22 protein-coding genes are annotated in these 22,518 nt (G+C 68.3%); 4 read left to right on the plus strand and 18 right to left on the minus strand.

Translation table 11 applies throughout. From position 1 onward, the window contains the following. Positions 1-11: 11 nt before the first annotated feature. The 3 genes from A5678_RS04485 to A5678_RS04495 are packed head-to-tail and all read right to left on the minus strand — an operon-like array spanning position 12 to position 2,739. On the minus strand, positions 12-785 hold the full coding sequence (locus A5678_RS04485; protein ID WP_068039039.1) for a class II aldolase/adducin family protein: 774 nt from the start codon (positions 783-785) through the stop codon (positions 12-14). Continuing rightward, the gene (locus tag A5678_RS04490; RefSeq protein WP_068039041.1) at positions 785-2,380 is read right to left on the minus strand and encodes a class I adenylate-forming enzyme family protein; all 1,596 of its coding nucleotides are present in this window, start codon (positions 2,378-2,380) and stop codon (positions 785-787) included. The genes A5678_RS04485 and A5678_RS04490 overlap by 1 nt, the downstream gene beginning before the upstream one ends. Positions 2,381-2,427: 47 nt before the next feature. Further along, positions 2,428-2,739: a hypothetical protein gene (locus A5678_RS04495; protein WP_156746750.1), complete on the minus strand. Its 312-nt coding sequence runs from the start codon at positions 2,737-2,739 to the stop codon at positions 2,428-2,430. A 210-nt stretch (positions 2,740-2,949) separates the two neighbouring features. On the opposite strand from A5678_RS04495, the gene A5678_RS04500 reads away from it, so the two are divergent. After that, entirely contained in the window at positions 2,950-3,309 is a 360-nt protein-coding gene (locus tag A5678_RS04500) for an SHOCT domain-containing protein (RefSeq protein ID WP_068039047.1), read from the plus strand. Here the strand turns inward: A5678_RS04500 and A5678_RS04505 are convergent. The 4 genes from A5678_RS04505 to A5678_RS04520 all read right to left on the minus strand — a co-directional run bounded on the left by A5678_RS04505 (position 3,286) and on the right by A5678_RS04520 (position 7,760). Beyond that, positions 3,286-3,807: a hypothetical protein gene (locus tag A5678_RS04505; RefSeq protein WP_068039049.1), complete on the minus strand. Its 522-nt coding sequence runs from the start codon at positions 3,805-3,807 to the stop codon at positions 3,286-3,288. The genes A5678_RS04500 and A5678_RS04505 overlap by 24 nt on opposite strands. Then, the gene (locus A5678_RS04510) at positions 3,800-5,164 is read right to left on the minus strand and encodes a molybdopterin-dependent oxidoreductase (protein ID WP_082945379.1); all 1,365 of its coding nucleotides are present in this window, start codon (positions 5,162-5,164) and stop codon (positions 3,800-3,802) included. The genes A5678_RS04505 and A5678_RS04510 overlap by 8 nt, the downstream gene beginning before the upstream one ends. A 75-nt stretch (positions 5,165-5,239) precedes the next feature. Next, positions 5,240-6,646, minus strand: a complete 1,407-nt coding sequence (locus tag A5678_RS04515) for an acyl-CoA desaturase (protein WP_068039052.1) — start codon at positions 6,644-6,646, stop codon at positions 5,240-5,242. A 16-nt stretch (positions 6,647-6,662) separates the two neighbouring features. Further along, positions 6,663-7,760, minus strand: a complete 1,098-nt coding sequence (locus A5678_RS04520) for a ferredoxin reductase (RefSeq protein WP_068039055.1) — start codon at positions 7,758-7,760, stop codon at positions 6,663-6,665. 243 nt (positions 7,761-8,003) lie between these two features. Between A5678_RS04520 and A5678_RS04525 the strand changes: the two genes are divergently transcribed. After that, on the plus strand, positions 8,004-8,891 hold the full coding sequence (locus tag A5678_RS04525) for a DMT family transporter (RefSeq protein WP_156746751.1): 888 nt from the start codon (positions 8,004-8,006) through the stop codon (positions 8,889-8,891). On the opposite strand, the gene fadD1 is transcribed toward A5678_RS04525, so the two are convergent. From fadD1 to A5678_RS04570, 9 genes are read right to left on the minus strand one after another with little or no spacing between them, the layout of a single operon-like run. Next, complete coding sequence (fadD1, locus tag A5678_RS04530; RefSeq protein WP_068039061.1) at positions 8,867-10,456, minus strand: fatty-acid--CoA ligase FadD1; 1,590 nt, start codon at positions 10,454-10,456, stop codon at positions 8,867-8,869. The genes A5678_RS04525 and fadD1 overlap by 25 nt on opposite strands. After that, positions 10,453-12,045: an NAD(P)/FAD-dependent oxidoreductase gene (locus tag A5678_RS04535; RefSeq protein WP_068039064.1), complete on the minus strand. Its 1,593-nt coding sequence runs from the start codon at positions 12,043-12,045 to the stop codon at positions 10,453-10,455. The genes fadD1 and A5678_RS04535 overlap by 4 nt, the downstream gene beginning before the upstream one ends. Continuing rightward, positions 12,042-12,998 (minus strand): alpha/beta hydrolase, encoded by a 957-nt coding sequence (locus A5678_RS04540; RefSeq protein WP_068039067.1) that lies wholly within the window; start codon positions 12,996-12,998, stop codon positions 12,042-12,044. The genes A5678_RS04535 and A5678_RS04540 overlap by 4 nt, the downstream gene beginning before the upstream one ends. A gap of 29 nt (positions 12,999-13,027) precedes the next feature. Next, a complete protein-coding gene (locus tag A5678_RS04545; protein ID WP_068039070.1) occupies positions 13,028-13,429 on the minus strand; it encodes a Zn-ribbon domain-containing OB-fold protein in 402 nt (133 codons plus the stop codon). Positions 13,430-13,431: 2 nt separating this feature from the next. Beyond that, on the minus strand, positions 13,432-14,634 hold the full coding sequence (locus A5678_RS04550) for a thiolase family protein (RefSeq protein WP_068039073.1): 1,203 nt from the start codon (positions 14,632-14,634) through the stop codon (positions 13,432-13,434). Next, a complete protein-coding gene (locus A5678_RS04555) occupies positions 14,631-15,086 on the minus strand; it encodes a MaoC family dehydratase (RefSeq protein ID WP_068039076.1) in 456 nt (151 codons plus the stop codon). The genes A5678_RS04550 and A5678_RS04555 overlap by 4 nt, the downstream gene beginning before the upstream one ends. 7 nt (positions 15,087-15,093) lie before the next feature. After that, positions 15,094-15,594, minus strand: coding sequence for a MaoC family dehydratase N-terminal domain-containing protein (locus tag A5678_RS04560; protein WP_068039077.1), 501 nt, complete (start codon positions 15,592-15,594; stop codon positions 15,094-15,096). Then, entirely contained in the window at positions 15,591-16,715 is a 1,125-nt protein-coding gene (locus A5678_RS04565; RefSeq protein WP_068039080.1) for an acyl-CoA dehydrogenase family protein, read from the minus strand. Before A5678_RS04565 ends, A5678_RS04560 begins: the two co-directional genes overlap by 4 nt. A 21-nt stretch (positions 16,716-16,736) precedes the next feature. Further along, complete coding sequence (locus A5678_RS04570; RefSeq protein WP_068039082.1) at positions 16,737-17,927, minus strand: acyl-CoA dehydrogenase family protein; 1,191 nt, start codon at positions 17,925-17,927, stop codon at positions 16,737-16,739. A 263-nt stretch (positions 17,928-18,190) separates the two neighbouring features. Between A5678_RS04570 and A5678_RS27455 the strand changes: the two genes are divergently transcribed. Beyond that, a complete protein-coding gene (locus A5678_RS27455; protein WP_197502028.1) occupies positions 18,191-18,355 on the plus strand; it encodes a hypothetical protein in 165 nt (54 codons plus the stop codon). 22 nt (positions 18,356-18,377) lie between these two features. On the opposite strand, the gene A5678_RS04575 is transcribed toward A5678_RS27455, so the two are convergent. After that, positions 18,378-21,047, minus strand: coding sequence for an FHA domain-containing protein (locus A5678_RS04575; protein ID WP_082945397.1), 2,670 nt, complete (start codon positions 21,045-21,047; stop codon positions 18,378-18,380). A gap of 112 nt (positions 21,048-21,159) precedes the next feature. On the opposite strand from A5678_RS04575, the gene A5678_RS04580 reads away from it, so the two are divergent. Further along, the gene (locus A5678_RS04580) at positions 21,160-21,354 is read left to right on the plus strand and encodes a hypothetical protein (RefSeq protein ID WP_068039087.1); all 195 of its coding nucleotides are present in this window, start codon (positions 21,160-21,162) and stop codon (positions 21,352-21,354) included. Positions 21,355-21,409: 55 nt separating this feature from the next. Here the strand turns inward: A5678_RS04580 and A5678_RS04585 are convergent, their stop codons facing one another. After that, on the minus strand, positions 21,410-22,447 hold the full coding sequence (locus A5678_RS04585; RefSeq protein ID WP_068039089.1) for an alpha/beta hydrolase: 1,038 nt from the start codon (positions 22,445-22,447) through the stop codon (positions 21,410-21,412). Positions 22,448-22,518 lie beyond the last annotated feature (71 nt).

The following is a 22,518-nucleotide window of genomic DNA, read 5'->3' on the forward strand; positions in this document are numbered from 1 at the left end:
CGCAATTGGGGTCACGTGAGCACGTCGGGATCGGCCTTGATGGTCATCCTGGCCGCCCCCGCCCAGTACACGTCGGCGGCACGTTCAACGAGCGACCGCTGCATGCCTGCCATGTCCGACCACTTCATGGCCACCGGCTTCTTGCCGGTGAGCAGCACATCGTAGGCCAGCTTGCACACCCGCTCGATGGACGCCGCGCGGTAGACCGCTTCGGCCAGGTTGCGCCCGGTGGCGATGACGCCGTGGTTCGCCAGGATGGTCAGGTTCGCGGCGCCGATGCGGGCCGCGAGCTCGGCCGCGCGGGCGGGGCTGTCGATCTCGCCGTCGTAGGTGTCCACCAGGCACAGGTCGTCGAGGAAGAGCGAACCGGTCTGGTGCACCAGTTCGGGCAGCATGCCCAGCGCGGCGAGCACGCAGACGTAGTAGGGGTGGTTGTGGATCACCACCCGGGCGTCGTCGCGGACGCGATGCAGCTCAGTGTGGATGTGGATCGCCGGAGTGACATCCCAACGGCCGCGCAGCACCCGGGCTTCGGCGTTGACCACGCAGATGTCGGACGCCGTGATCTCCTGCCACCACAACCCCCACGGGTTGACGAGCATGTCCGTCTGTCCGTCCCGCTGCCAGGTGATGTGTCCCGCCATGTTTTCGGCGAATCCGATGCCGGCCAGGTGGCGGAAAGCCACGGCGAGCGCCTGCTCGTCGGACAGCTCGACCCCGATCGGGGGAACCACCGACGGCGCCCAGACCTCCAGGCCGCCCCGGCGCGCATTAGGAGCATTCATCATCGGCCCTCCGTTCTGGCTCGAATATCCTCGCGGAGCCGGCCTTTGGCAACCTTCCCACCGGACGATCGTGGCAGCTCGTCGACCACGATGAGCCGTTCGGGCAGTAGCTCCTTGGACACTCCCAGCGCCAGCAGGTGTTCGACCAGCTCGGGCAGGTCGATCGTGGCCGAGTCGACGAGTTCGGCGTAGAGGCAGACCTTTTCGCCGAACACCGGATCGGGCATTGCGACCGCCGCCGCCACCGCGATGGCGGGGTGAGTGCTGACCGCGTCCTCCACCTGGGTTGCGCTGATGTTCTTGCCGCCGCGCAGGATGAAGTCGGAGGTTCGCCCGGTGACGGTCAGATAGCCGTCGGCGTCGATTTCGCAGATGTCGCCCATCCGCATCCAGCCGTCTCGGGTGAATAGCTTGTCGTGGTCCGTCCCGCCCAGATAGCCGAGGCTGGTCGCCGGGCCGCGGCAGGCCGGCTGGCCGTTGCCGGTCGCGGTCACGTCACGTTCGCCGTCGAACAGCCGGACCGCCATCTCTGGGATGATCCGGCCACCGGTGCGCAGCCGGCGTTCGCGCGTGTCGCCGATCGTGGTGGCGCTCAGCATCCCGGTTTCGTTGGAGCCGTAGAACTGCAGGATCGTGGCGCCGGTGAGCGCCTCGAACTCGGCGGCCGGCCGGTAGGGCAGCGCCTCACCGCCGGTGAACACGACGCGCAGCGAGCTCAGGTCGTGGTCGCGGATGGCGGGATCCGCCATCAGCATGGTCAATTGCGTGCTGACACAACACAACACGCTGACCTTATGCCGCGATATCGCCTCGCAGGTCGCCCTCGCGCTGAACCGTTCCAGGATGACCGCGGTGGCGCCGAGATAAATCGGCGTGGTGTGGCTGGTCCACAACCCGAAGCCGAACGGTGTTGGTATGACGGGTAGGAACGTGTCCCCTGGAGTCAGCCGCCCGTTGGCGACGGCCTTCTGGTGGAAGTAGTACCAACGATTCTGGGTGTGCACCACGCACTTGGGCAGGCCGGTGGTCCCGGAAGTCGAGTTGATCAGGAAGACATCGTCGGGCCCGAGCCGGGACTCGCCGGTAAGCGCCTTGGCCGGCGCCCGACCGTTCAGTCGTGGCGTGCCGGCGTCCACGGTCAGGACCAGGGCCGGCAACGAAAGCTCGCCGGCGACAGTCGCCGCTTCCCCACCGCGCCGCTGATCGCTGATCAGGATCTGCGGTCGCGAGGTCTGCAGTATCGCCGTGACCTCACGGGTCCCCGCGCGCGCGCCGACGCCGACGACAACGGCCCCGCACCGCTCGATCGCCACGAAGAGCACATGGAGGGCGGCGGAGTCGCCGTGCCACACCGCTACCCGATCACCGGGCGCCACCCCCGCGCCGGCCAGTTGTTCCGCAACATCGGTTGCGGCAGCGTCGAATTGGCGCCAAGTCAGCGACTCCCCCGGATGGTCGACATAGGCGAGACGACCCGGTGACTGTTCGGCGTTGCGGCGCACCGCATCCGACAGCGTTGTGTCAGACCACCAGCCGGCGGCGTGAAACCGGGCCGTGTCCTCGGCGGTGAAAGCCGGCGAGGACTCTGTCTCCATGAGCAGATAATAGGAAAGCCAGGGACGGCCCCGTACGCCAATTCCCGCTAGGGGTTCTGCGGGACGGGAGCGGGCGCGTCGTGCTGCGGGTCGCCAACGGGGCCCGGGGGACGGGGTCGGGGTTTATGGCAGTTGCGCGTGCAACCGCAGTTCAGGCCGATGATGCAGCCGCCGCCGCCGGCGGGTTGCACGGGTGAGGCCCCGCCCGGAGCCGGCGGGGGCGCCGGCGTCACGCCCGACGAAGAGGAGGCGTTCGCGGCCCGGGTGGCCAGGTCGCCGTCCGACCAACCGAACGCCAGCACGAACGCGGCACCGCAGGCGCACAACGCCGTCACGGTCCCGCTCCGCCCGTTTCGCATGGCCACCACTGTAGGTAGCCGCCGCCCGACGCGCAGGACACGCGCGGATGTTCAAAGAACACTCCAAGAAGGCAGCAAGAATCCGCCAAGGGCGGCCCCCGACGGTGAAGTCGCCCGGCGTGCTTTGGGATCGGTAGCGCTACGGGTGGTCTGCACTTGCCACACCACCGCTGCGTGCCGCGCAGCGACCGACACGGAGGTACATCGCCAATGAGAAGCAAGGTCGTCGTGCTGCTGGCCGGCGGGATGCTTGCGCTAGTGCTGCTGACGCGCTATTTCGCGCTGAGCCGAGCGGGCGTGCCGTTGGGGTGGATGCTCTACCTCGGCCTGCCCGTCACCGCCGCCGGCGTGCTGTTCGCCCTGCGGCTCATCGCATTGGGCTCGGGGTGGAGCACCAAGGGCCCCACCCCCCAGCACAACGGCGGCCACCACGCTCACCCGGCCGCGCTCCCGCTCTCCGAGCCGCCGCTTTCCGAGCGCCTCAGGCAACTGGAGGACCTGCACGCCAGAGGCGCGATTTCCGATACCGAGTACAGCGCCCGGCGCCTACACATCATCGCCGGCAGCTAGGTCGGCCCGGTCACTCCGCCGGCGCGCCGTTCCCGCCCGGACCGCGTAGATCGCGGCGCTGACCCCGAACAGCGCCGCCGTCAGCAACAGCCAGCGGCCCAGAAAGGCGTCCTGCGTCTGACCGGTCGCAGCAAAATAGGTGGCGCCGCCCTGCCTGATGATGCCGGGAAGGAACACCAGCAGCGTCAGGCCCGCACCCAGGGCGGGTACCCGGATGTAGTTGATCACCGGCACGCGCGGTGTTGCGGGCCCGACAACGGTCCGCCGCAGCAGCCAGTCGAGAAACGCATAGATCGGGAACAACACCAGGTCGTGGGCGACGATGGCGGCGGCGAACCACACGATGATCGACTGCCACCACACTTGCGGGTTCCACAGTGTGACCGGCTTGATCATGACCACCACGTAGCCCAAGAGCGCAAACCCGGCCGTCAGCGTCAGTAGGTGCACCGGGTGGGACCCGTACAACCTGGCGAAACCCGCTCGGGCGCTAGGCATTTGCGCCCCCGCGGAAGGCTATCGACTCCACCCATTTGGTGTTGTGCACGCCGGGCAGCGCCGGCACGATGATGCGCGCCGGAAAGCCGTGGTCCGGCGACAGGTCAACGCCGTTGACGCGCAGCGCCAGCAGCGCATCCGGGTGCAGCACCTGGCTGCCCTGCAATGTCGCGCGGCCGAAGGCGCCGGAGCGCTCCACCGACGAGACATGCGCGGACTCCGGTGCGGGAACGCCGGCGAGCCGGGCCAGGTCCGCCAACCGCACCCCGGTCCAGGTTTGGGTGGTGGACCAGCCTTCCACGCAGGCGATCGGCAGGACGGCGGTGTGCTGCGGCATGGCCAGCAGCGCGGCGCGGTCCAGCACCACGGGGCGGGGTCCGCCGGTCATTGTCAGCCGCCAGCGCTCGCCGGTGTTCTCGGCGGAGATGGCGGCGACTGCCGCGGTCCGGTTGATCTCGAAGTCGTTGGGTCCGTCGCCAGGGGTGCGGCCCCGCGGCAGCAGCAGCGCGGCCGGCCGCGCGTAGCCACCCAGCGTCTGGCCCGCGGTGATGATGGCCATGAACAGCGCGCCCCCACCCACCAGCGCCAGGGCGCCGCGGCGGCTCATCGTCGCGGGGTACGGGTCTGCGGCGACCAGCCCGTCCGGCTCCCACTCCTGGGCTGCGGTGTCCGCACGCCCGGTGCGCAGGACGTCGCGCGGTGATATCGAGCGCAGGCCGGACCACATGGTCGGGATCTTGATCGCGATGTGCACGACGAAGCCGGTGATGAACACCCATGCGCCGAAGTAATGGGCGGTGTAGAAGCTGAACCCGAAGATGTAGTCGTACTGAATGTTCAGCACGCCCGTCACGATCTCGAACAGGACGCCCCCGACCAGCATCAGCAGCGAAAACCGTTCCAGCAGTTGAGCTGTCGACCGGGCCGGCGGCCACGCGAACAGCTTCGGTATCACCGACCACAGCTTGGCCAGCACGACCGGGATCAGGACCAGCCCGAGGCCGACGTGCAGCCCTTGGGTCAGCCGATACAGCCAGGACGGGTTGGTGGGCCAATCGAACGTGGGTAGCTTCAGCCAACCGACGTTGCCGGGGATGGCCTGGCCGAATCGCGGCCCGTAGGCGATGTAGGAAAGCAGGCCGGTGAGGATGACGATCGGTAGCGTGACCAGCAGCACCGAACCGAAAACAGATGTCAGCCATGGACCCCGCAGCGGGCTGCCCCACCGTTGTGCGCGCCTGACACCCGGCGGCGGGTGCTCGTTTAGTGAGCCCCACAGCCGCGCGGGAAATCCGTAACCGCCGGATTCGCTCGTCGGCTCGGTGTCTTCGATATCGGATCTGCGGATGCGGAGCATCACTCGATGATCATCCACGACCGGCGGGCGAAAATGGTTCAGATTCGGCGTCTGTTAGTTCACGCCTGGGACGAGTCAGTCCTTGCCGCGCGGCGGTGGCTGCACCTCGACGCCCGTGGAATCGTGTTCGGGTCCGGCGGCCGGATGTTCGGCCGGCACCCGCTCGCGGAATCGGGTGCCCTCGCTGGGCCGCTCGGGATCGGGCCGATGCACGTTGCCGTGGTAGGGGCCCGGCTTCGGGCGGGGCTTCCCACCCGGGAAAGCCAGGCGAAATATGCTGCGGTGCACCATCGCCCACTGCTTCGAGAAACGGCCGGAGTTGTACGGCAACTCGTAGCGCTCGCAGATCTCCTTGACCTGCGGGGCGATCTCCGAGTATCGACTGCTCGGCATGTCCGGGTAGAGGTGGTGCTCGACTTGGTAACCGAGATTGCCGCTGATGATGTGGAACAACGGGCTGCCGTCGATGTTCGCGGCGCCGAGCAATTGGCGTACGTACCAACCGCCGCGCGTCTCGTTCTCGACTTCTTCCTGAGTGAACGTGTAGGTCTGGTCGGGAAAGTGGCCGCAGAAGATGATGGCGTGCGCCCACACGTTGCGGATGACGTTGGCAAGCGCGTCGGCGGCCAGCGTGCGCAGGTAGGTGCTTTCGACGCCGGGCGCCATCTTGTCGAGGAACTTCGCGGCGGCGCCGATGCGGCCGCCGCTGGACACCCTGCGGAGCCTTCTGGCGATGCGCGACTGCGTCGGCTGCTCGAGCCGGCCGCGCGACGCCAGTTGGGTGAGGGCGAACGCTCCGGCGCTGATGACCGGCCACCCGAGGTAGTCCTTGTAGATCTGCGCACGCGCTTTGACGCCGATGCCTTTCAGGTCCTTGCGGACCTCCGACCAGGGCTTCTCGCGCTTGCGGATGGCGTCGATATCCATGTCGTGGACGGCTACGCCCCACTCGAACAGCAGCGTGAGCAACAGGTTGTAGATCGGCTGGAAGAGGAAGCGTGGCTCCCATTTCTGGTTGGGATCGATCCGCATGATCTCGTAGCCGAGATCCTTGTCCTTGCCGAGGATGTTCGTGAAGGTGTGATGGATGTAGTTGTGGGAGTGCTTCCACGACTCGGCGGTCGACGCCGTGTCCCAGTCCCAGACCGAGGAATGGATGTCGGGATCGTTCATCCAATCCCATTGACCGTGCATCACGTTGTGGCCGATTTCCATGTTCTCCAAGATCTTGGCCATGGACAGACAGGCGGTGCCCAGCAGCCACGCGGTCTTCGAGCGCGAAGCCAGCAACAGCACCCGGCCGGCCACCACGATCTGACGTTGCGCCGAGATGACGTTCTTGATGTAGCGCCGGTCGCGGTCGCCGAGATCGGCGAACACCTCGTCATGGATCGCGTCGAATTCCTTCGCCAGTTTTTCGAGTTCTTGTTCCCCCAGTCGGGACAGCGGGCTCTCCCCGGCCCTCTTCACGGCAGTTGTCACAAGCCGCTCCTTTCGATCAGAGTTCGAGTTCGACGTCGCCCTCGGCGGTGTTGATGCAGATTCGGACGTCTTGTCCGGTCGGTTCGATCACGTCGCCCGAGCGCAGGTCGCGCAGCTTGCCCGACTTCAGCGTGCCGACACAGGTGTGGCAGATGCCGATCCGGCAGCCGAACGCGAGGTTGAGACCGGCCTTCTCGCCGGCCTCGAGAATCGAAGTGCCACCGTCACATTCGACTTCCTTTTCGCTGTCGAGGAAGCAGACCGTGCCCCCCTCGCCCGCGTTGGCGTCGCCGCCTATCTTCGGTTGGAACCGCTCGAAGTGCAGGCGTTCGCGATCCCCGTTTTCTTCCCAGTGCTCGATCAGTGCGTCGAGCATCTCACCGGGACCCGAACAGAACGCCTCCCGCTCGCGCCAGTCGGGGCACGCGTCATCAAGGTCCTCGGGCGTCAATCGCCCCTGTTCGGACGTGAGGCGGAGGTCCAGCCGCATCCCTTCGTGGCGGCCGGCGAGCTCCTCGAGCGCGTCGGCGAACATCACTTGGTCGCGGGTGCGCGCGGAATGAATGACCACCACGTCGCCCATCTCGTCGCGGCTATCGAGGCTGCGTAGCATGCTGATGATCGGCGTGATGCCGCTACCGGCGCTGATGAACAGCATCTTGTCCGGCACGGGCTCGGGCAGCGTGAAGACCCCCTCGATCTCGCCGAGCCGCACCAGATCGCCGGGCTGAATCTTGTGCACTAGATACGGCGACACGGCGCCGCCGTCGACCCTCTTGGGCGTGACGCTGATAAGTCCGTCTTTGGGCGTGGGATCCGACGTCAGTGAGTACGCGCGCCAGTGGTAGACGCCGTCGATGACCACGCCGAGGCGCACATACTGGCCGGGCTTGTGGCCTGGCCACTCGTAACCCGGGCGAATCAGCACGCTGGCGGCTTCCGAGCCCTGTTGCTCGATAGCTTCGACCTTCCCGCGCAGCTCCTTCGTAGTCCACAGCGGGTTGATCATTTCGAGGTAGTCGTCCGGCTGCAGCGGGCTGAACAACCGCCGCACCGCACGCAGGAACAATCGTCGCCCCCGCGGGACCTGGGGCTGCGCGCCTCGTTCAGCCATGCCGCTAGAGTACACAGATGTACACTCAGTTTAAACGTCTGTTTTGAATTGCCTTGTAGCGCATTGTTCAACAGGCGCTCGATGATCATCACAAGAACGCACGGCTGTTTACTACCCATGATTGCGGCTGGACGGAGCTGACGCCATGCGTATGTGTGACGTGCCCGGACCGCGACTCGCCCAAACATTTGTTCAGAGAATTCTCAGCTAGTTGGCCGCCCGCCCCGCTCAGCGCCGACGCCTATTGTTCGAGATGTGCTGATCGGCTTCCTCCTGGCCCTGGGTTGCTCGGTCTGTTACGGCACCGCGTCGGTGCTGCAGGCGGCGGCGACGCGTTCCGTAGAAGCCGGCAGCGGCTCCGGCGTCGATACCGTGCTCCTCATGCGCGCCGCCCGGCAGTGGCGCTACCTCCTCGGCATCGGCCTGGACGGCGCCGGCTTCCTCCTGCAAGTGGCGGCGCTGCGCCTGGTACCGATCTACGTGGTCGCTGCGGCGCTGGCGGCCTCGATCGCCGTCACCGGCATTGCGTCCGCCTGGCTGCTGGGGGCGCGGCTGTCTCGGTCCGAATGGACCGCGGTGGGCGTGGTGTGCGCGAGCCTCGTCGTGCTCGCACTCGCGGCCGGGCACGGGCACTTTCGGCATGCCCCTGCCGGCCTCGGGTGGGCATTGCTGGGCGTGGTGGCCGCGATATTCGTCGCCGGTGCCGTTGCCGGCCGACTGCCGGACCGGCCTCGTGCGCTGGCGCTGGGGTTGGCGGCCGGGACCGGTTTCGGGGTCATCGAGGTGGGCGTGCGGCTGATCGAGGTGATCGATCCGACCAAGCGTGCGTTTTACACCAATCCGGCGCTCTACGCGGCGGCCGCGGGCGGGGCCGCCGGTTTTCTGTTGCTGACCTCCGCCCTGCACCGTGGGTCCGTGACCACGGCCGTCGCCGGGATGGTCGTCGGTGAAACAATCGCCCCCGCGTTCGTCGGAGTGGTCTGGCTGGGCGACAGCGCGCGCGAGGGGCTCGGCTGGCTGGTCATCGCGGGCTTCGCAGTGGCCGTGTCGGCGACACTCGTGCTGGCGCGGTTCGGGGAAGCGCCACTGGAAGGTTCCGAATCGGCTCAGGCCGGCGAGGCGGTCAGCTGACTGTAGACGCGGCCGCGCGCCGGGCGCGTCCACAGCACACCGCCCTCGGCGCTGACTCCCGCCGCCGTCAGCGCGCGCTTGAGGACCTTGTTCGTCGCCGTCGTCGGCAGTTCGGCGTTGATGCGCACATACCGCGGCCAGGCCTTGGGCGACAGATCGCGTTGCGCGGCGAGGAAGCTCGCGAAGTCGTCGGGCCGCAACCGCGCCCCGTCGCGCAACACCAGCGCGGCCATCACCTGATCACCGACCCGCTCGTCGGGCACCCCGTAGACCGCGACCTGGGTCACCTCCGGCAGGCGTTCGAGGATCCGCTCGATCGGCCCCGCCGCCAGGTTCTCACCGTCCACCCGCATCCAATCCGCGGTGCGGCCGGCCAGATAAATCCAGCCGTCGGCGTCGCGGTAGGCCAGATCGCCCGACCAGTACATCCCGTGCCGCATCCGCTGCGCGGTCGCCGCCGGGTCATTGTAGTACCCGACGAACGGGCCGGCGCCGGTGGTGTTGACGAGCTCGCCGACCGCGTCGTCGAGGTTCGTCAGTGCCCCGTGCTCGTCGAATTCCGCGACCGCGCACTCCCGCAGCGTCGTCGAGTTGTAAATGCTCACCCCGGGATACGGCCTGCCGATGGACCCGGCCGGGGTGCCGTCCTCGCGGACGACGATCACCGCGAACTCGCTGGAACCGAAGCTGTCCACCACCCGGCAGCCGAAACGCCTTGCGAATTCGGCAATGTCGCGGTCGGTCGCCTCGTTGCCGAACGCCACCCGCAGCGTGTTGTCGGCGTCGTCCGGCCGCTCGGGGGTGGACAGGATCAACGCGAGGGGCTTGCCGACATAGTTGAGGTACGTCACGCGGTAGCGGCGCACGTCGTCCAGGAAACGTGACGGCGAGAACCGGGCCGGGACCATGGTGGCGCCGGCACCGATCGCGACCGCCCATCCGGCGGCCACACCGTTGGAGTGAAAGAGCGGCATCGACAAATAGCAGACGTCGTCGGCGGTGACGTCGTACTGGAAGATCAGGCTGGCGCCGCACATGACCGCCATCGCGTGGGCCAGCCGGACGACCTTCGGGTCACCGCTGGTTCCGGAAGTGAAGATCATCATCAGGGTGTCGCCGCCGGTGACCTCGCGGTGCGGAACCAGGGGTGGCGCGGCGGCCACCAGTTCGGCGTAGCGCCGGCCGGTCACGTCGAGCACCTGAATCCCGTTGAGGTCCAGGCCATCCAACAGTTCGCGGTGTTCTGGATCGACGAGCAGCAGCTGGCAATCGGACCGCCGGATGTCGGCGAGCAGCCCGGCCCCGCGCCGCGTCGTGTTGATCCCGCACAGCACGTAGCCGCCCAGCGCGGCGGCCGCCATGGCGCGCAGCATCGCCGGGGAGTTGGGCAGCAGGGCCCCGACGTGCAGCGGACGCGCCGGGTCGGCGAGGGCGATCAGCGCGGCGGCCTCCGCCTCGGCCTCGACGAGGTGCTCTCGCCAGGTCCAGGTCCGCTCGCCGGAGGCCAGCGCCGGGGCGTCGTCGTCACGACGTTGCCGCAGGAGCTGCTGAACCGTTTCGATCATCGGGTCGTCAGCACCAGCCCGGCGTAGTGCCGACGTGCAACGTCCTCGCAGTGGCGCCGATACGTGCCGAACCCGCCGGCGTACGGCATGAACGTCCGCTTCTTGCCCGCGATGTTGGCGCCCAGGTACCACGACGAGGCCGCCTTCGGAAAGAGCGTCTGCTCAGCCGCCTTCGCGACATGGTCGGTCCAGGCGATGGCGGCGTCGCGTCGCGGCTCCACCTCGGTCACCCCGAGGCGGCGGGCCGTCAACATCAGGCCGAGGACCCAGTCGACCTGAACCTCGGCGTGCAGCACCATGTTGGCGAGCACCGACGGGCTGCCGGGACCGCTGATGGTGAACAGGTTCGGCAGGCCGGGCACCATCAGACCGAGGAACGTCAGGGGTCCGTCGGCCCAGATGTCGCGCAACCGCACTCCCGTGGGCCCCTCCGGATCGATGCGGGTCAGCGCGCCGGTCAGCGCGTCGAAGCCGGTCGCGAAGATCAGCACATCGCAGGGATAGGTCGCGGCGCTGGTTCGCACGCCGCCGGTGGTGATCGCCTCGATGGGCTCGCGACGCAGGTTCACCAGCGCGACGTTGTCGCGGTTGAACGCGGCGTAATAGCCGCCGTCGGTGCAGATTCGCTTCGTCCCGATCGGGTGGTCGACGGGTATGAGGTCGGCAGCCACAACGGGATCCGCGACGATCTCGCGGATCCGCTCCTCGGCGAACTCGCGCGCGATGTGGTTGGCGGCAAGGTCGGAGTTTTGATCGGGAAACGTCTTCGCGAACAGCACCCCACCCTCGCGCCAGCGCCGCCACAGCGCCTCGGCGCGTTCCTGTGGCTCGGTGTCGACCGCCTTCTTGTGATACGTCCCGTGCGGAGTGCCCGCCGCCGCGTAGGCCGAGATCCGGCGGCGCTCGGGATACTGCTCCCTGATCTGTCGCTGCTCCTCCGGTGTCCAGGGGCGGTTCGGCATCGGGATGCTGTAGTTCGCCGACCGCTGGAACACCACCAGCCGATCCGCCTGCGCGGCGACGATCGGGACCGCTTGAATGCCAGACGATCCCGTGCCGATCAGGCCCACCCGCTTGCCGCGCAGGTCGGGGTCGTCACGCGGCCACGCGGCGGTGAAGTACACCTCGCCCCCGAAATCGTCGACGCCGGGGATGTCGGGGCGGTTGACGGCCGACAGGCAGCCCGTCGCGCACATGAGGAACTGTGCGGCGTAGGTCTGGTCGTCCCGGGTGCGGACCCGCCAATGGCCTTGCGCGAACGCGGCGCCGACGACGTCCGTTTCGAACCGATAGTGCCGGCGCAGGTCGAACCGGTCGGCGACGTGCTTCAGGTAGGCAAGGATCTCCGGTTGCGCGGCGAAGCGTTCGCTCCAGGTCCAGCTCTGCTGCAGTTCCTCGTCGAACGAGTAGGAGTAGTCCACACTTTCGACGTCGCAGCGGGCGCCCGGGTACCGGTTCCAGTACCAGGTGCCGCCCACGTCGGGCGCCGCCTCGAGGCCGATCACCGACAGGCCCGCCCACGCGGCCCGGTGCACGGCGTAAAGCCCGGCGAACCCCGCGCCGACAACGATGACGTCGGCTTGCGTCATGTCGACTCGCAGAAGGCGGGCTTGAGTAGCTCCCGCAGGTCGGCACAGATCAGGTCGCGCGCCGAGGCCGCCGGAGGAAACGACGGGATGGTCAGGAAGCCGTGAAACAGGTCCGGGAAGTCGCGGTGCACCACCCGCACCCCCGCCTCGCGCAACCGGCGCGCATAGCCGCAGCCCTCGCTGTGCAGCGGATCGAGGCCGGCGGTGACGACCACCGCGGGCGGCAGGCCGGCGTGCGACCCCGCGCGGGCCGGCGCCACCAGGTGCGCCTGCTCCAAAAGCATTTGTGCGCCTAGGTATTGGCGCCAATACCACTGCATGGCGGCGCTGGTAAGGAAGTGGCCGGTGGCGCAGCGTTGATAGCTGTCGGTGTCGAAAGACGGATCGATGACCGGATACAGCAGGAGCTGCGCGGCCGGCCCGGCGACCGCCCGCTCCCGGCACAGGATCGCGGTAACCGCCGCGAGATTGCCGCCGGCGCTGTCGCCGGCGATGGCCGTCCGCGCCGGGTCGATGCCGAGTTCGGACGCGTTGCCGACCACCCAGCGGAACACCGCGAAGGCGTCCAGTGCGGCCGCGGGGGCCGGGTGCTCGGGCGCGAGGCGGTAGCCGACCGACACGACGACGGCCTGGGTTCCGCGGGCCAGGGCGCGGCAGAATCCGTCGTGGGATTCGATGTCGCACAACACGAATCCACCGCCATGGCAGAACACGACCGCGGCGCGGTCGTCCTGCGGCTCGCCGTGCGGGTAGTAGACCCGCGCGGGGATATCGCCGGCGGGGCCCGGGATCGACCGGTCTTCGCTGCGGCGGACGTCGTCGATGTTGTCGACGGGCCGGCGCCGCTGAGCGACGGCCTCGCGGGCCTGTGCGGCGGTCATTGTCTCGACACGCGGGAATGCCGCGTCCAACTCGCGCAGCATCGCCTGGACGCCGTCAAAGGGGTCGTCCATGTGACGCCTCCGCACGCATCAGGGGCCGCTCACGCCGGCCGGTACTTCAACAGGGTGATCCCGTCTTCGGGCAGATCGTAGAACACCGGCTGGACCCGCATGCCGATATGGATGTCGCCGGGATCCACCTCGACCAATTCGGTGCTGAACTTCGGTCCCGCATCCCACTGCACGACCGCGGGCAGTTGCGGCAGCGAATCGGCCCAGGGCGGACCGGTGGGCCGGCGGGCGATCGTGAACGTGTACAGCGTTCCGGCGCCATCGATTTCGCGCCATTCCAGGTCGTCGGCCAACGTTCCCGGCGCGAGGGTGCGCGGGTAGAACACGTAGCGCCCCAGCGAGGGTGAGTACTGCACGAGTATCCGGTGCTGGGTCAGGCCGTCCCAGAAGGGCCGCGACACCGGTGTCGGTTCGGGAACGGGGATGCTCATCGCTAGTCCCCCCGCATCAGCAGCGCGACCTGCTCGCTCATGATGCCGCCGTTGCCGGTGACGAACGCGGTGTGGCAGTCGCGCACCTGGGCGTCGCCGGCCCGGCCCATGACCTGCCGGGCACCGTCGACGACGTGGTGCATGCCGCCGGCCATGCCGGCCTGCCCGAAGGACAGCTGGCCCCCGGCCGTGTTGAGCGGAAAGTCGCCGCGGTGCGTCAGGTCGTGGCCGGGGATCCATGACATCCCTGCGCCCTTATGGCAGAAGCCGGCGTCCTCGAGGCTCATCAGCACGGTGATGGTGTAGCAGTCGTAGATCGAGGCCATGTCCACCTCGGACCGGTTCATCCCGGCCATTTCGAAGGCCGTGTCGGCGGCGCGGGCAATCGGTGTGCGCAGCAAGTCCTCGGCGTAGGTCGGGGTCTTGAAGGCGATGTGTTCGCCGAAGCCCTTGATCCACACCGGGCGGTGGCGGCCGCGGCGGGCGATGTCGGCGTTGGCGATCAGGACGCCCGCTCCCCCGTGCACCCGCATCACGGTCTCCAGCATGTGGATGGGGTCGGCGATCATCGGGCTGGCGAGCACGTCCTCCACGGTGAGCGGCGTGCCGTGGAAGACCGCGCCAGGGTGCGCGCACGCGTTGGTGCGTTGGTCGACGGCGATCTTGGCCACCGCCGCGGGGTCATAGCCGAACTCGGCCGCATAGCGCTGAGCGATCTGCGCGTACGGCGCGTTCTGGCCGACGTTGCCATATGGAATCTCGAATTCCGCTTGCGGCGATCCATAATTGTTCGACGACGCCCCATACCAATTCGTGGCCGGCGGCGGCCGCTTCTCCGACTGCGGCTGCGACGCCGATCCGGGAACCACGGCAAGGGCCGCGTCGCAGATGCCGAGTTCCACCGCGGCGGCGGCCCGCCAGATCATGCCCGCCGCGGTGGCCCCGCCGAGGTCGACGCGCTCGCCGAAATCGAGTGCCAGCCCGAGGTATTCGCACAGCGTGGCCGGCGCGAACATCGCCGACTCGGCGAGGCCGTGGGTCAGCAGACCGTTGACGCGGGCGGGGTCGACGCCGGCGTCCTGGATGACCATTCGCGCAAGCATCGCGTACTGGTCGAGGGTGAACAGCGGCGGGCGGGTGGGGCGCCGCTGCGCCGGCAGCTCGGCGATGCCGACGATCGCCGCCTCGCCCCGCAACCCGGTCACTGATCGGCTTCCCGCGGCGTTCCGCGGCGGGGCAACTCGACGGTCGCGGTGCCGGGCATCAGCACCGTCGCCTCGCGGCGGCCGGCGATGTCGAGGTCCACCAGCCCCGCGCCCTGGTCGGAGAGGCGTTTGCCGGTGACCGTGCCGCCGAAGCTCAGGGGGTGGCCGGGGTGGGCGACCGCGCGGTTCTGGACGGCGAAGGACACCAGCCGGCCACGCCCGCCGATCCAGTCCCCGATGGCCCGGCCGAGCAGCGCGGCCTGCAACGGGCCGTGAACCAGGACGTCGTCGTAGCCTTCGACCGTGCGGGCCCAGTCCTTGTCGTAGTGGATGCGGTGGCCGTTGTAAGTGGCGGCGCTGAAGAAGAACAACTGCGTCTCGTCGACGGTCACGGTGAGTTCGGGCATCTCGTCGCCCACGTCGACGTCCTCGTAAAAGATTTGGTCGGCCATGGAACTCCTAGGGACGGGCGATCATCGACGTCGACGCTTCGGCGAGCAGGTCTCGGTGCTGGTTGCGGTACACCGTACGCCAGGTGACGAGCACGAATCTGCCGGAGCGGCCGTGCTTTTCGACGATGGACTCGATGGTGCGCACCATTTCGACGTCGTCGCGGTGATAGGCGGGCAGGTGGAAGGCGAAGCTCTCACCGCCGGCCATTCGCCTGGGGGCGCGGGGGAACGCGAGGCTGCCCGAGACCGCACCGGAGGAACCGTCGGGCCGCAGCGCCTCGAGGTGCGTGACGCCGAGCACGGCGTACTGCAGAAAAAGCGGAGGGCAGACGATGTCGCGGAAGCCTTTGACCCTGGCGTATTCCGGGTCGAACCATAACGGGTTGTGATCGCCGATCGCCGCCGCCCATCGTTGCCAATCGCGCCGGTTCACCTCGCCCGTAGCGGTGGCGGCGACGGTACCGACGCGGGAGGCCGACTCGGCGTCGATCAAACTGTCCTCGGTCAAGTGGGCTCCTCTGGGTTCAAGTCCAAGGTCTCCTCCAGCCACGATGCGGCGACGTCCGCTCCGCCGCCCAACGTCGAGCCCAGCCGGGCCCGTTCGGTCCACAGATGCAGATCGGTTTCGGTGACATACCCCATGCCGCCGTGCAATTGGTGGGCGTCCAACGTGATCGACCTGGCCGCGCCGGCGGCGTGCATGCGCGCGATGGCGGTCTCCCGGGTCGCGGTGCGGCCGCGCGCTATCCAGAAGACCGCCGCATGCGCGGCCAGTCGCGCCGCCGCCAGGGCGATGTGCATGTCGGCGACCAGGTGCTGGGCGGCCTGGAACGAGGCGATGGGCCGGCCGAATTGATGCCGCATGGTGGTGTATTCGACGGTGCGGTCGATGACCGCCTGCCCGACCCCCACCAGGTCGAGCGATCCCAATGCCACCGCCGCGTTCGCCACCCGGCGCAGTGCGGACTCGGTGACATCACCGAGCAGCGCGTCGCCGGCGACCACGACGTCGTCGAAGCGCACGGTGAACGCCCGGTGCCCGCCCGCCATGGCGAGCGGTTCCATCGCCACCCCGGTTGACCCCGCGTCGACGATGAAGGCCAGCGTATGTTCTTGCGCCGCGGCGGAAATCACGATGACGTCGGCGACGTCGGCGTCGGCGACGTAGTCCGCGGTGCCGTTCACCCGCCATTGCGACGCCACGGGCTCGGCGCGCAGCGGGGCGGACACGACGGCCGCGTCACGGGCGCTCCAGAGCGCCGTGGTGCCACGGACCGTCCCGCGCGCGAGGGGCGGCAGCCATGTGCCCTTGGCGTCCGGGGAGCCGAGCTGGTCGGCCGCGAGCGCGGCCTGAATGCTGCTGTGGACCGTCGTCGGGCAGAGCGCGCGGCCGGCCTCGGTGTAGAAGACGGCGAGATCGTCGAGCGAACCCCCCGAGCCGCCGTATTCCTCGGCGATGGCCAGGCCGGGGACGCCCGCGTCGGTCAGCGCCTTCCACAGCGCAGGGGTGCGACGGTCCGCGTCCGGTTCGCTGAGCGCGCGCACCAACGTCACGGGGCTCTCGGCCGCGAGCAGGGCGCGCAACGCCGCGGCGAACTCGCGCTGCTCGGCGGTGGGTATCGCTTTCATCTGAGTACTGTGCGGTTTCCGTCAGCGCCCATAGCTGGGCATCTTGTGCCCGCGCTGGGCGATGATGTCGCGGAGCACCTCGTTGGTGCCGCCGCCGAACCGCATCAGGGGCGCGGCCCGGTAAAGCCGCTCGAACTTGCCGCCCAGCGGCGCCTGGCCGCTGCGGTGCGCCAGCAGGCCGTCCGGGCCGAGCAGGTCGAGCGCCAGCGCGGCGATGCGCTGGCGCAGTTCACTGGTGAAGACCTTCTCGACGCTGACCTCCACCGAGGGGATGACGCCGCTGTCGAGGATTGACGCGGCCTCGTAGCCCATCAGCGTGGCCACGGCCACGTCGGCCTCGGCCTGTGCGAGCCGGCGCCGCAGCGTCGGGTTGTCGGCGGGCACCGTGCCGTCGCGGCGCGGTGTTCGTGCCAGCTCGCGCAACTCGTCGACGGCGCGACGCAGATCGCCGGCGTTGGTGAGCGCCCCGCGTTCCAGGTCGAGCGCGCCGGTGATGTACGTCCAGCCGCGGTTGACCTCGCCCACCAGGTTGGTGACCGGCACCCGGACGTCGCGGAAGTGCACCTCGTTGGTGCGGTAGCCCGACCACGCGTAGAGCGGGCGGATCGTCACGCCGGGGCTGTCGATCGGCACGATGATGACCGAAATGCCCCGGTGGCGAACGCCATTGGGGTCGGTGCGTACGCAGAGCCACTCGTGGGTGGCGCGCTGCGCGCCGCTGTTCCAGATCTTGGTGCCGTTGATGACCCAGTCGTCGCCGTCGCGCACCGCGCTGGTGCGCAGGCTGGCCAGGTCGGTGCCGGCGTCGGGTTCGGAATAGCCCACGGCGCAGATCATTTCGCCCGTCGCGATCAGCGGCAACCATTCGGATTTGTTCCGTTCGGTGCCGTGCCGCATGATCATCGGCGCGACCGAGGTGACCGTCAGGTCGGGCCCGGGCACGCCCCAGTACTCGAATTCGCTCATCAGCAGATGCAGGTGGACGGCGCCGAGGCGCCCATTGTCGGACAGGCCGCCGTACTCGCGCGGCCAGTTCAACCCGAACCAGCCCTTCTCCCCGATCTTGCGGCGGAACCGCGCGACCTCGCCGTCGGGGAACTCCAGGTCATGCTCGGCGAGTTCGGCTCGAAGCTCTGCGGTGACGTTGGCCTGGAGGAACTCGCGGACCTCGGTGAGCCAGGCGCGCTGCCCGGCGTCGAGTTCGAAATCCATTCGGGCGCCTGTGCCTTTCTGAAAAACCCTTTCCACCGAGCAGCGCCAGCGTAACGCCACCGCGTGATCGGACCGGGGATTTCGCCGTGACGTCACGCCCGGCGCGAGGCCCGGTCCAGGCGTTCCGACTGTAAAGGCGCTGTCAAACTCCCGTTAATTCGCATCGGAGCTCTCGCAGATATGCGGTCAGGCTGCAAAAATTTTTACATCGCTGGTCGACGCGGACCAGGCACTCTGCCCAGCCGCAGCCTGAGGGAGAAGTCATGCCCACTGTTGAGACTCGCCTCCGCCAAGACATGCGCAACTACGCCGTCGAATTGCGGCAACTGGCGTACACCCTGCCCCTGGGCGTTGGCGAGCACGCACTCCTGGAATTGTCTGACCGAATGCGGACGGCCGCGGAGCAGGCAATCCGCAAAGGAGCCTGACCCGGCCTCAACCGGCGGGGACTCAGCCGCCCTTGAGCCGGATCTTCCAACGGACGAAGCTCAGGTAGAACACGCTGATCACCACCAGCATGGCGATGTCGAACCACCACGCGCCCGGCGTGTGATGCCAGTGGGAGTCCTTAGGACTGAGCGGGCCCGGCACCAGTTTGGCCAGGTCGGCGGTGGAGGCCGACGCCGCGAACCCCCAGCGCGCCGGGGTCGCCCAGGACATCTGGTCCAGTCCGAGCCGTCCGGTCACGGGGATCATGCCGCCGGAGAACACCAGCTGCGACATCACCGCCACCACCAACAGCGGCATGATCTGCTCGTTCGACTTGGCGATGGCCGACAGCGCCAGCCCGAGCATCGCCGAGGCCACGCACGTCAACGCGACGTCGACGAATAGTTCGAGACCGGGCCGGCCCAACGCAACGGCCCCCTGGGTGGGACCACCCTTGCCGAGCAGCACGATGACGGTCACGATCGCCGATTGGATGACCGCGAAAACCGTGTAAACACAGACCTTCGCGAGCAGGTAGGCGCTGGTGGACAGGCCGACCGCCTGTTCGCGCAGGAAGATCGGGCGTTCACCGATCAGGTCACGGATGGTCAACGCGGTCCCCATGAACACCGCGCCGACGTTGAGCAACACCAGGATCTGCCCTGGCTCGTTGGGCGCGGCGCCGTACGGGTTCGGAATGCCGAACCCGACGTTGCCCGGCACCGACATGGACAGCGAACCCATGATGAACGGCAGCACCGCCAGGAAGACGAAGTAGCCGCGGTCGGAGAAGATCAGCCGGACCTGCCGCCGGGCGATCGTGGAGAACTGCCGGACCAGGCTCGTGTGCGACGGGTCGCCCAGGTCGGCGGGCTGCTGCGCGGGGGGCGCCGGCGGCTGCGGCCCCGTGCGCGCCAGGTACCGCGCCTTGGAACCGTCGGGATCGCCCGCCACCGTGCTGAAGATGTCGGCCCAGTTCGTCGTGCCCATGGCCGGCCCGATCTGGCCGGGCGGCCCGCAGAAGGCGGTCTTGCCTCCGGGCGCCAGCAGTAGCACCTGATCGCACACGTCCAGGTAGGTCAGCGAGTGGGTGACCACGAGCACGACACGTCCGGCGTCCGCCAGCTGCCGCAGCATGGTCATTACCTGGCGGTCCAGCGCGGGGTCCAGCCCGGAGGTCGGCTCATCGAGGATCAGCAGCGACGGCCCGGTCAGCAGCTCCAGGGCGACGGAGGCGCGCTTGCGCTGGCCGCCGGAGAGCTTGTCGACCCGGGTGTGCAGGTGCTGAGTCATCTCGAGTTCCTCGAGGACCCGGGCCACCACCTGCGCCCGGTCGTCCTTCGTGGTGTCCGGGGGCAGCCGCAGCTCGGCGGCGTACATCAACGCCTGCTGCACCGTGAGCTGCCCGTGCACCACGTCGTCCTGGGGCACCATGCCGATCCTGCTGCGCAGCGAGGCGTACTCGGCGTGCACGTTGTGGCCCTCGAATGCGACTGTGCCCGTGGTCGGGTGCGTGTATCCGGCGACCAGCCTGGCGAACGTCGACTTGCCCGCACCCGAGGGACCGATGACGGCGGTCAGCGTGCCGGGCTGCGCGGCCAGCGAGATGTCGTCCAGCAGCGTCTTGTTGTTCTCGATGGTCCACGTCACGCCCCGCACATCCAGGCCGCCGGTGGGGGTCGCGGTCGCGCTCTCGTCGCGGCGGGCCAGCGTGCCGCCGGCGAAGAGGAGGTCGATGTTGCCGATCGTGACGACGTCGCCGTCGTGCAGCACGGCCGAGTCGACCCGCGCGCCGTTGACGAAGGTGCCGTTGATGCTGCGGTTGTCGTGGATCTCGGTGCCGTGCGGCGTCGGGACCAGGGTGGCGTGGTGGCGCGACGCCAGCACTTCGGGAATGACGATGTCGTTGTCGTTGGCCCGGCCGATCGTGACCGCGCCCGGCGCCGACTCCACCGCAGCCTTTCCGGGCCGCAGGATCTTCATCATCGACGTCGCGAGGTTCGACGCGTCAGCGCCGGCGCGTCCGGTCTCCAGCCCCGTCTGCCCCTGGGCGGGGGCCTGGGGCACGCTCACCGGCGAAGAACGGTAGATGTGCGGGGCCTGTTGCGGTCCGCTGGGTGGTGCCGCCGGATGGCCTCCCGTCGGGTATCGGGGCTGCGGGGCTGACGGGTAGCTCGGCGTCGATCCGCTCGGCGGATGGACGGGCTGCGGCCCGCTGGGCTGGTGCGTGGGCTGCCGAAACGCTGCCGACGGCGACTGCTGGGGCTGGCTGGGCCAGTGCGCGCCGGGTGGCTCGGTCTGGGACACCCTGGGGTTCGCCATGCTGGCGGGATTGACGATCGGTATCGACGTCGTCAACGGAGGCCGCCCGGCGGAGCCCTGGTGGCGGCCGACCTCGAAGGTCAGCGCCGGACCGTCCGGATTGCCGATGTTGACGCGCGTGCCGTCCTGGATGTCGACCATGGGTACGCGATGTTGGTTGACGAAGAGCCCATTCAGGCTGCCGTTGTCGATGGCGATCCATCGGCCCTGGTCGAATCGGACGACGAGGTGCGTGCGGGAGATCAGGGGATGTGCCACGCGGACGTCGGCCCGAAGGTCGCGCCCGATCGCCACGTCGTTGCCTGGGGCGAAAGTGCGCTCGGATCCGTCGTACCGCACGGTCAACGCGGGCGGGTCTGGTCGGCTCATCACGACCAACTGTATCGGCAGCCGCAAATCAGGACGCCGGTTTCGGCCGCGCCTGCCACCCGCTATGACGCGTCCCGTTTCGACGGATGGGCGGCGGGTAGCCGAGCCGTCCATGCGTAAGAGCGACGATGGTTTTCCCGACGACGTTCCCGTCGCCGACGCCGTGGAGCAGCAGCGCGGCACTGCCGAGGATCCGCCCGGCGGAGACCCCGAAAGTGGCGTGCCGCTCGAGACGCCGCCTCCCGACTGGCAGGAGCAGCGTAAAACGGTACTGATCGATCCCGCGCCCGACGGCGGTGACCGGTAGTGGCGGTTGCGGTCGTCGTCGAATCAGTCTGCGATGCAGGAGTTTTCGGGCTCTGCTAACCGGCTGCCGCGGTGGGGTGCAGGTTACGCCGCCAAGGCTCCCGCACCGCAGTGACGTCCTTGATGAAATCCCCGATGTAGCGAATGGCCCGTCTGCCCTCGGGCAGGATGTCCGCCGCAATCGGGAAGTCGTGGATCTGCCCGTCCCACAAGTGCAGATCGCACGGAATTCCGCTGGCTTCCAACCGCTTTGCCATGAATTCGGCATCCGGGAGCAGCAACTCATCGGAGCTGGCATGGATGGTCACCGGCGGCAACAGCGAGAGATCGGCGTCGACCGGTGAGGCGACCTTGGAGTCGCCGCGCCCCTCCACGAGGTGCGCCTTGCTCAGGTATTGGGCGAACATCGACAAAGCCCCACGGGTGAACATGGAGCACTTGCGCGCGTTGCGGTGCTTCAGCTTTCGCGCCGGGTCGGGATCGGTGAACGGTGAGATCGCCGCAATCCCGGCGGGCCGCATGAGTTCGTCATTGATGGCCAGCAGGGTGGTCATGAATGCGAGATATCCCCCGGCCGAGTCGCCTGCCACGACCACCTGGTCACTGTCGAAGCCGCGATCCTGCAGCCAGCGAAGGCCGCTCATGCCATCATCGATCGCGTCGGTTATCTGGTGTGTGGGCAGCTTTCGATATCCGACGGTGAGCACGGCGGCGTCCGCGGCTTTCGAAAGACGCGTGACCACCGATCGGTGCGTGTTGAGGCCACAGGTGAGGAAGGCACCGCCGTGCAGATACAGGATCGCCCGATCCGTCGAGGCTCCGGGCGCACAAACCCACTCGGCGGCACAGTTTTCCAGGCGCACCGGTTCGATATTCGCCGAGATGCCAAACCGCGGCACCAGTCCCGCGAGCCCGTCGACGAATTCAAAGGGCCAGTGCAGGTTCGGTGAAAATGCCCACGCGCGCACCGTGTTCTTCACGATCAGCCGGCTGGCCATCGAAACCGCGACCGATTGCGGACTGTGGCGATGGTGAACTCGCCGCTTCATTGCGCCACTTGGCAATAAGCGATGTGGATCGGTGGTGCTAACCATGCAATCCCTCCTAAGTGCGGAGGGAGTACCCGTCTGTGGCTAGGAAAAACTGTGGGTAAAGGTCGCGCAAA

Origin of the sequence: Mycobacterium sp. E2733 (assembly GCF_001667585.1) — a bacterium.
Classification (GTDB): Bacteria; Actinomycetota; Actinomycetes; order Mycobacteriales; family Mycobacteriaceae; genus Mycobacterium.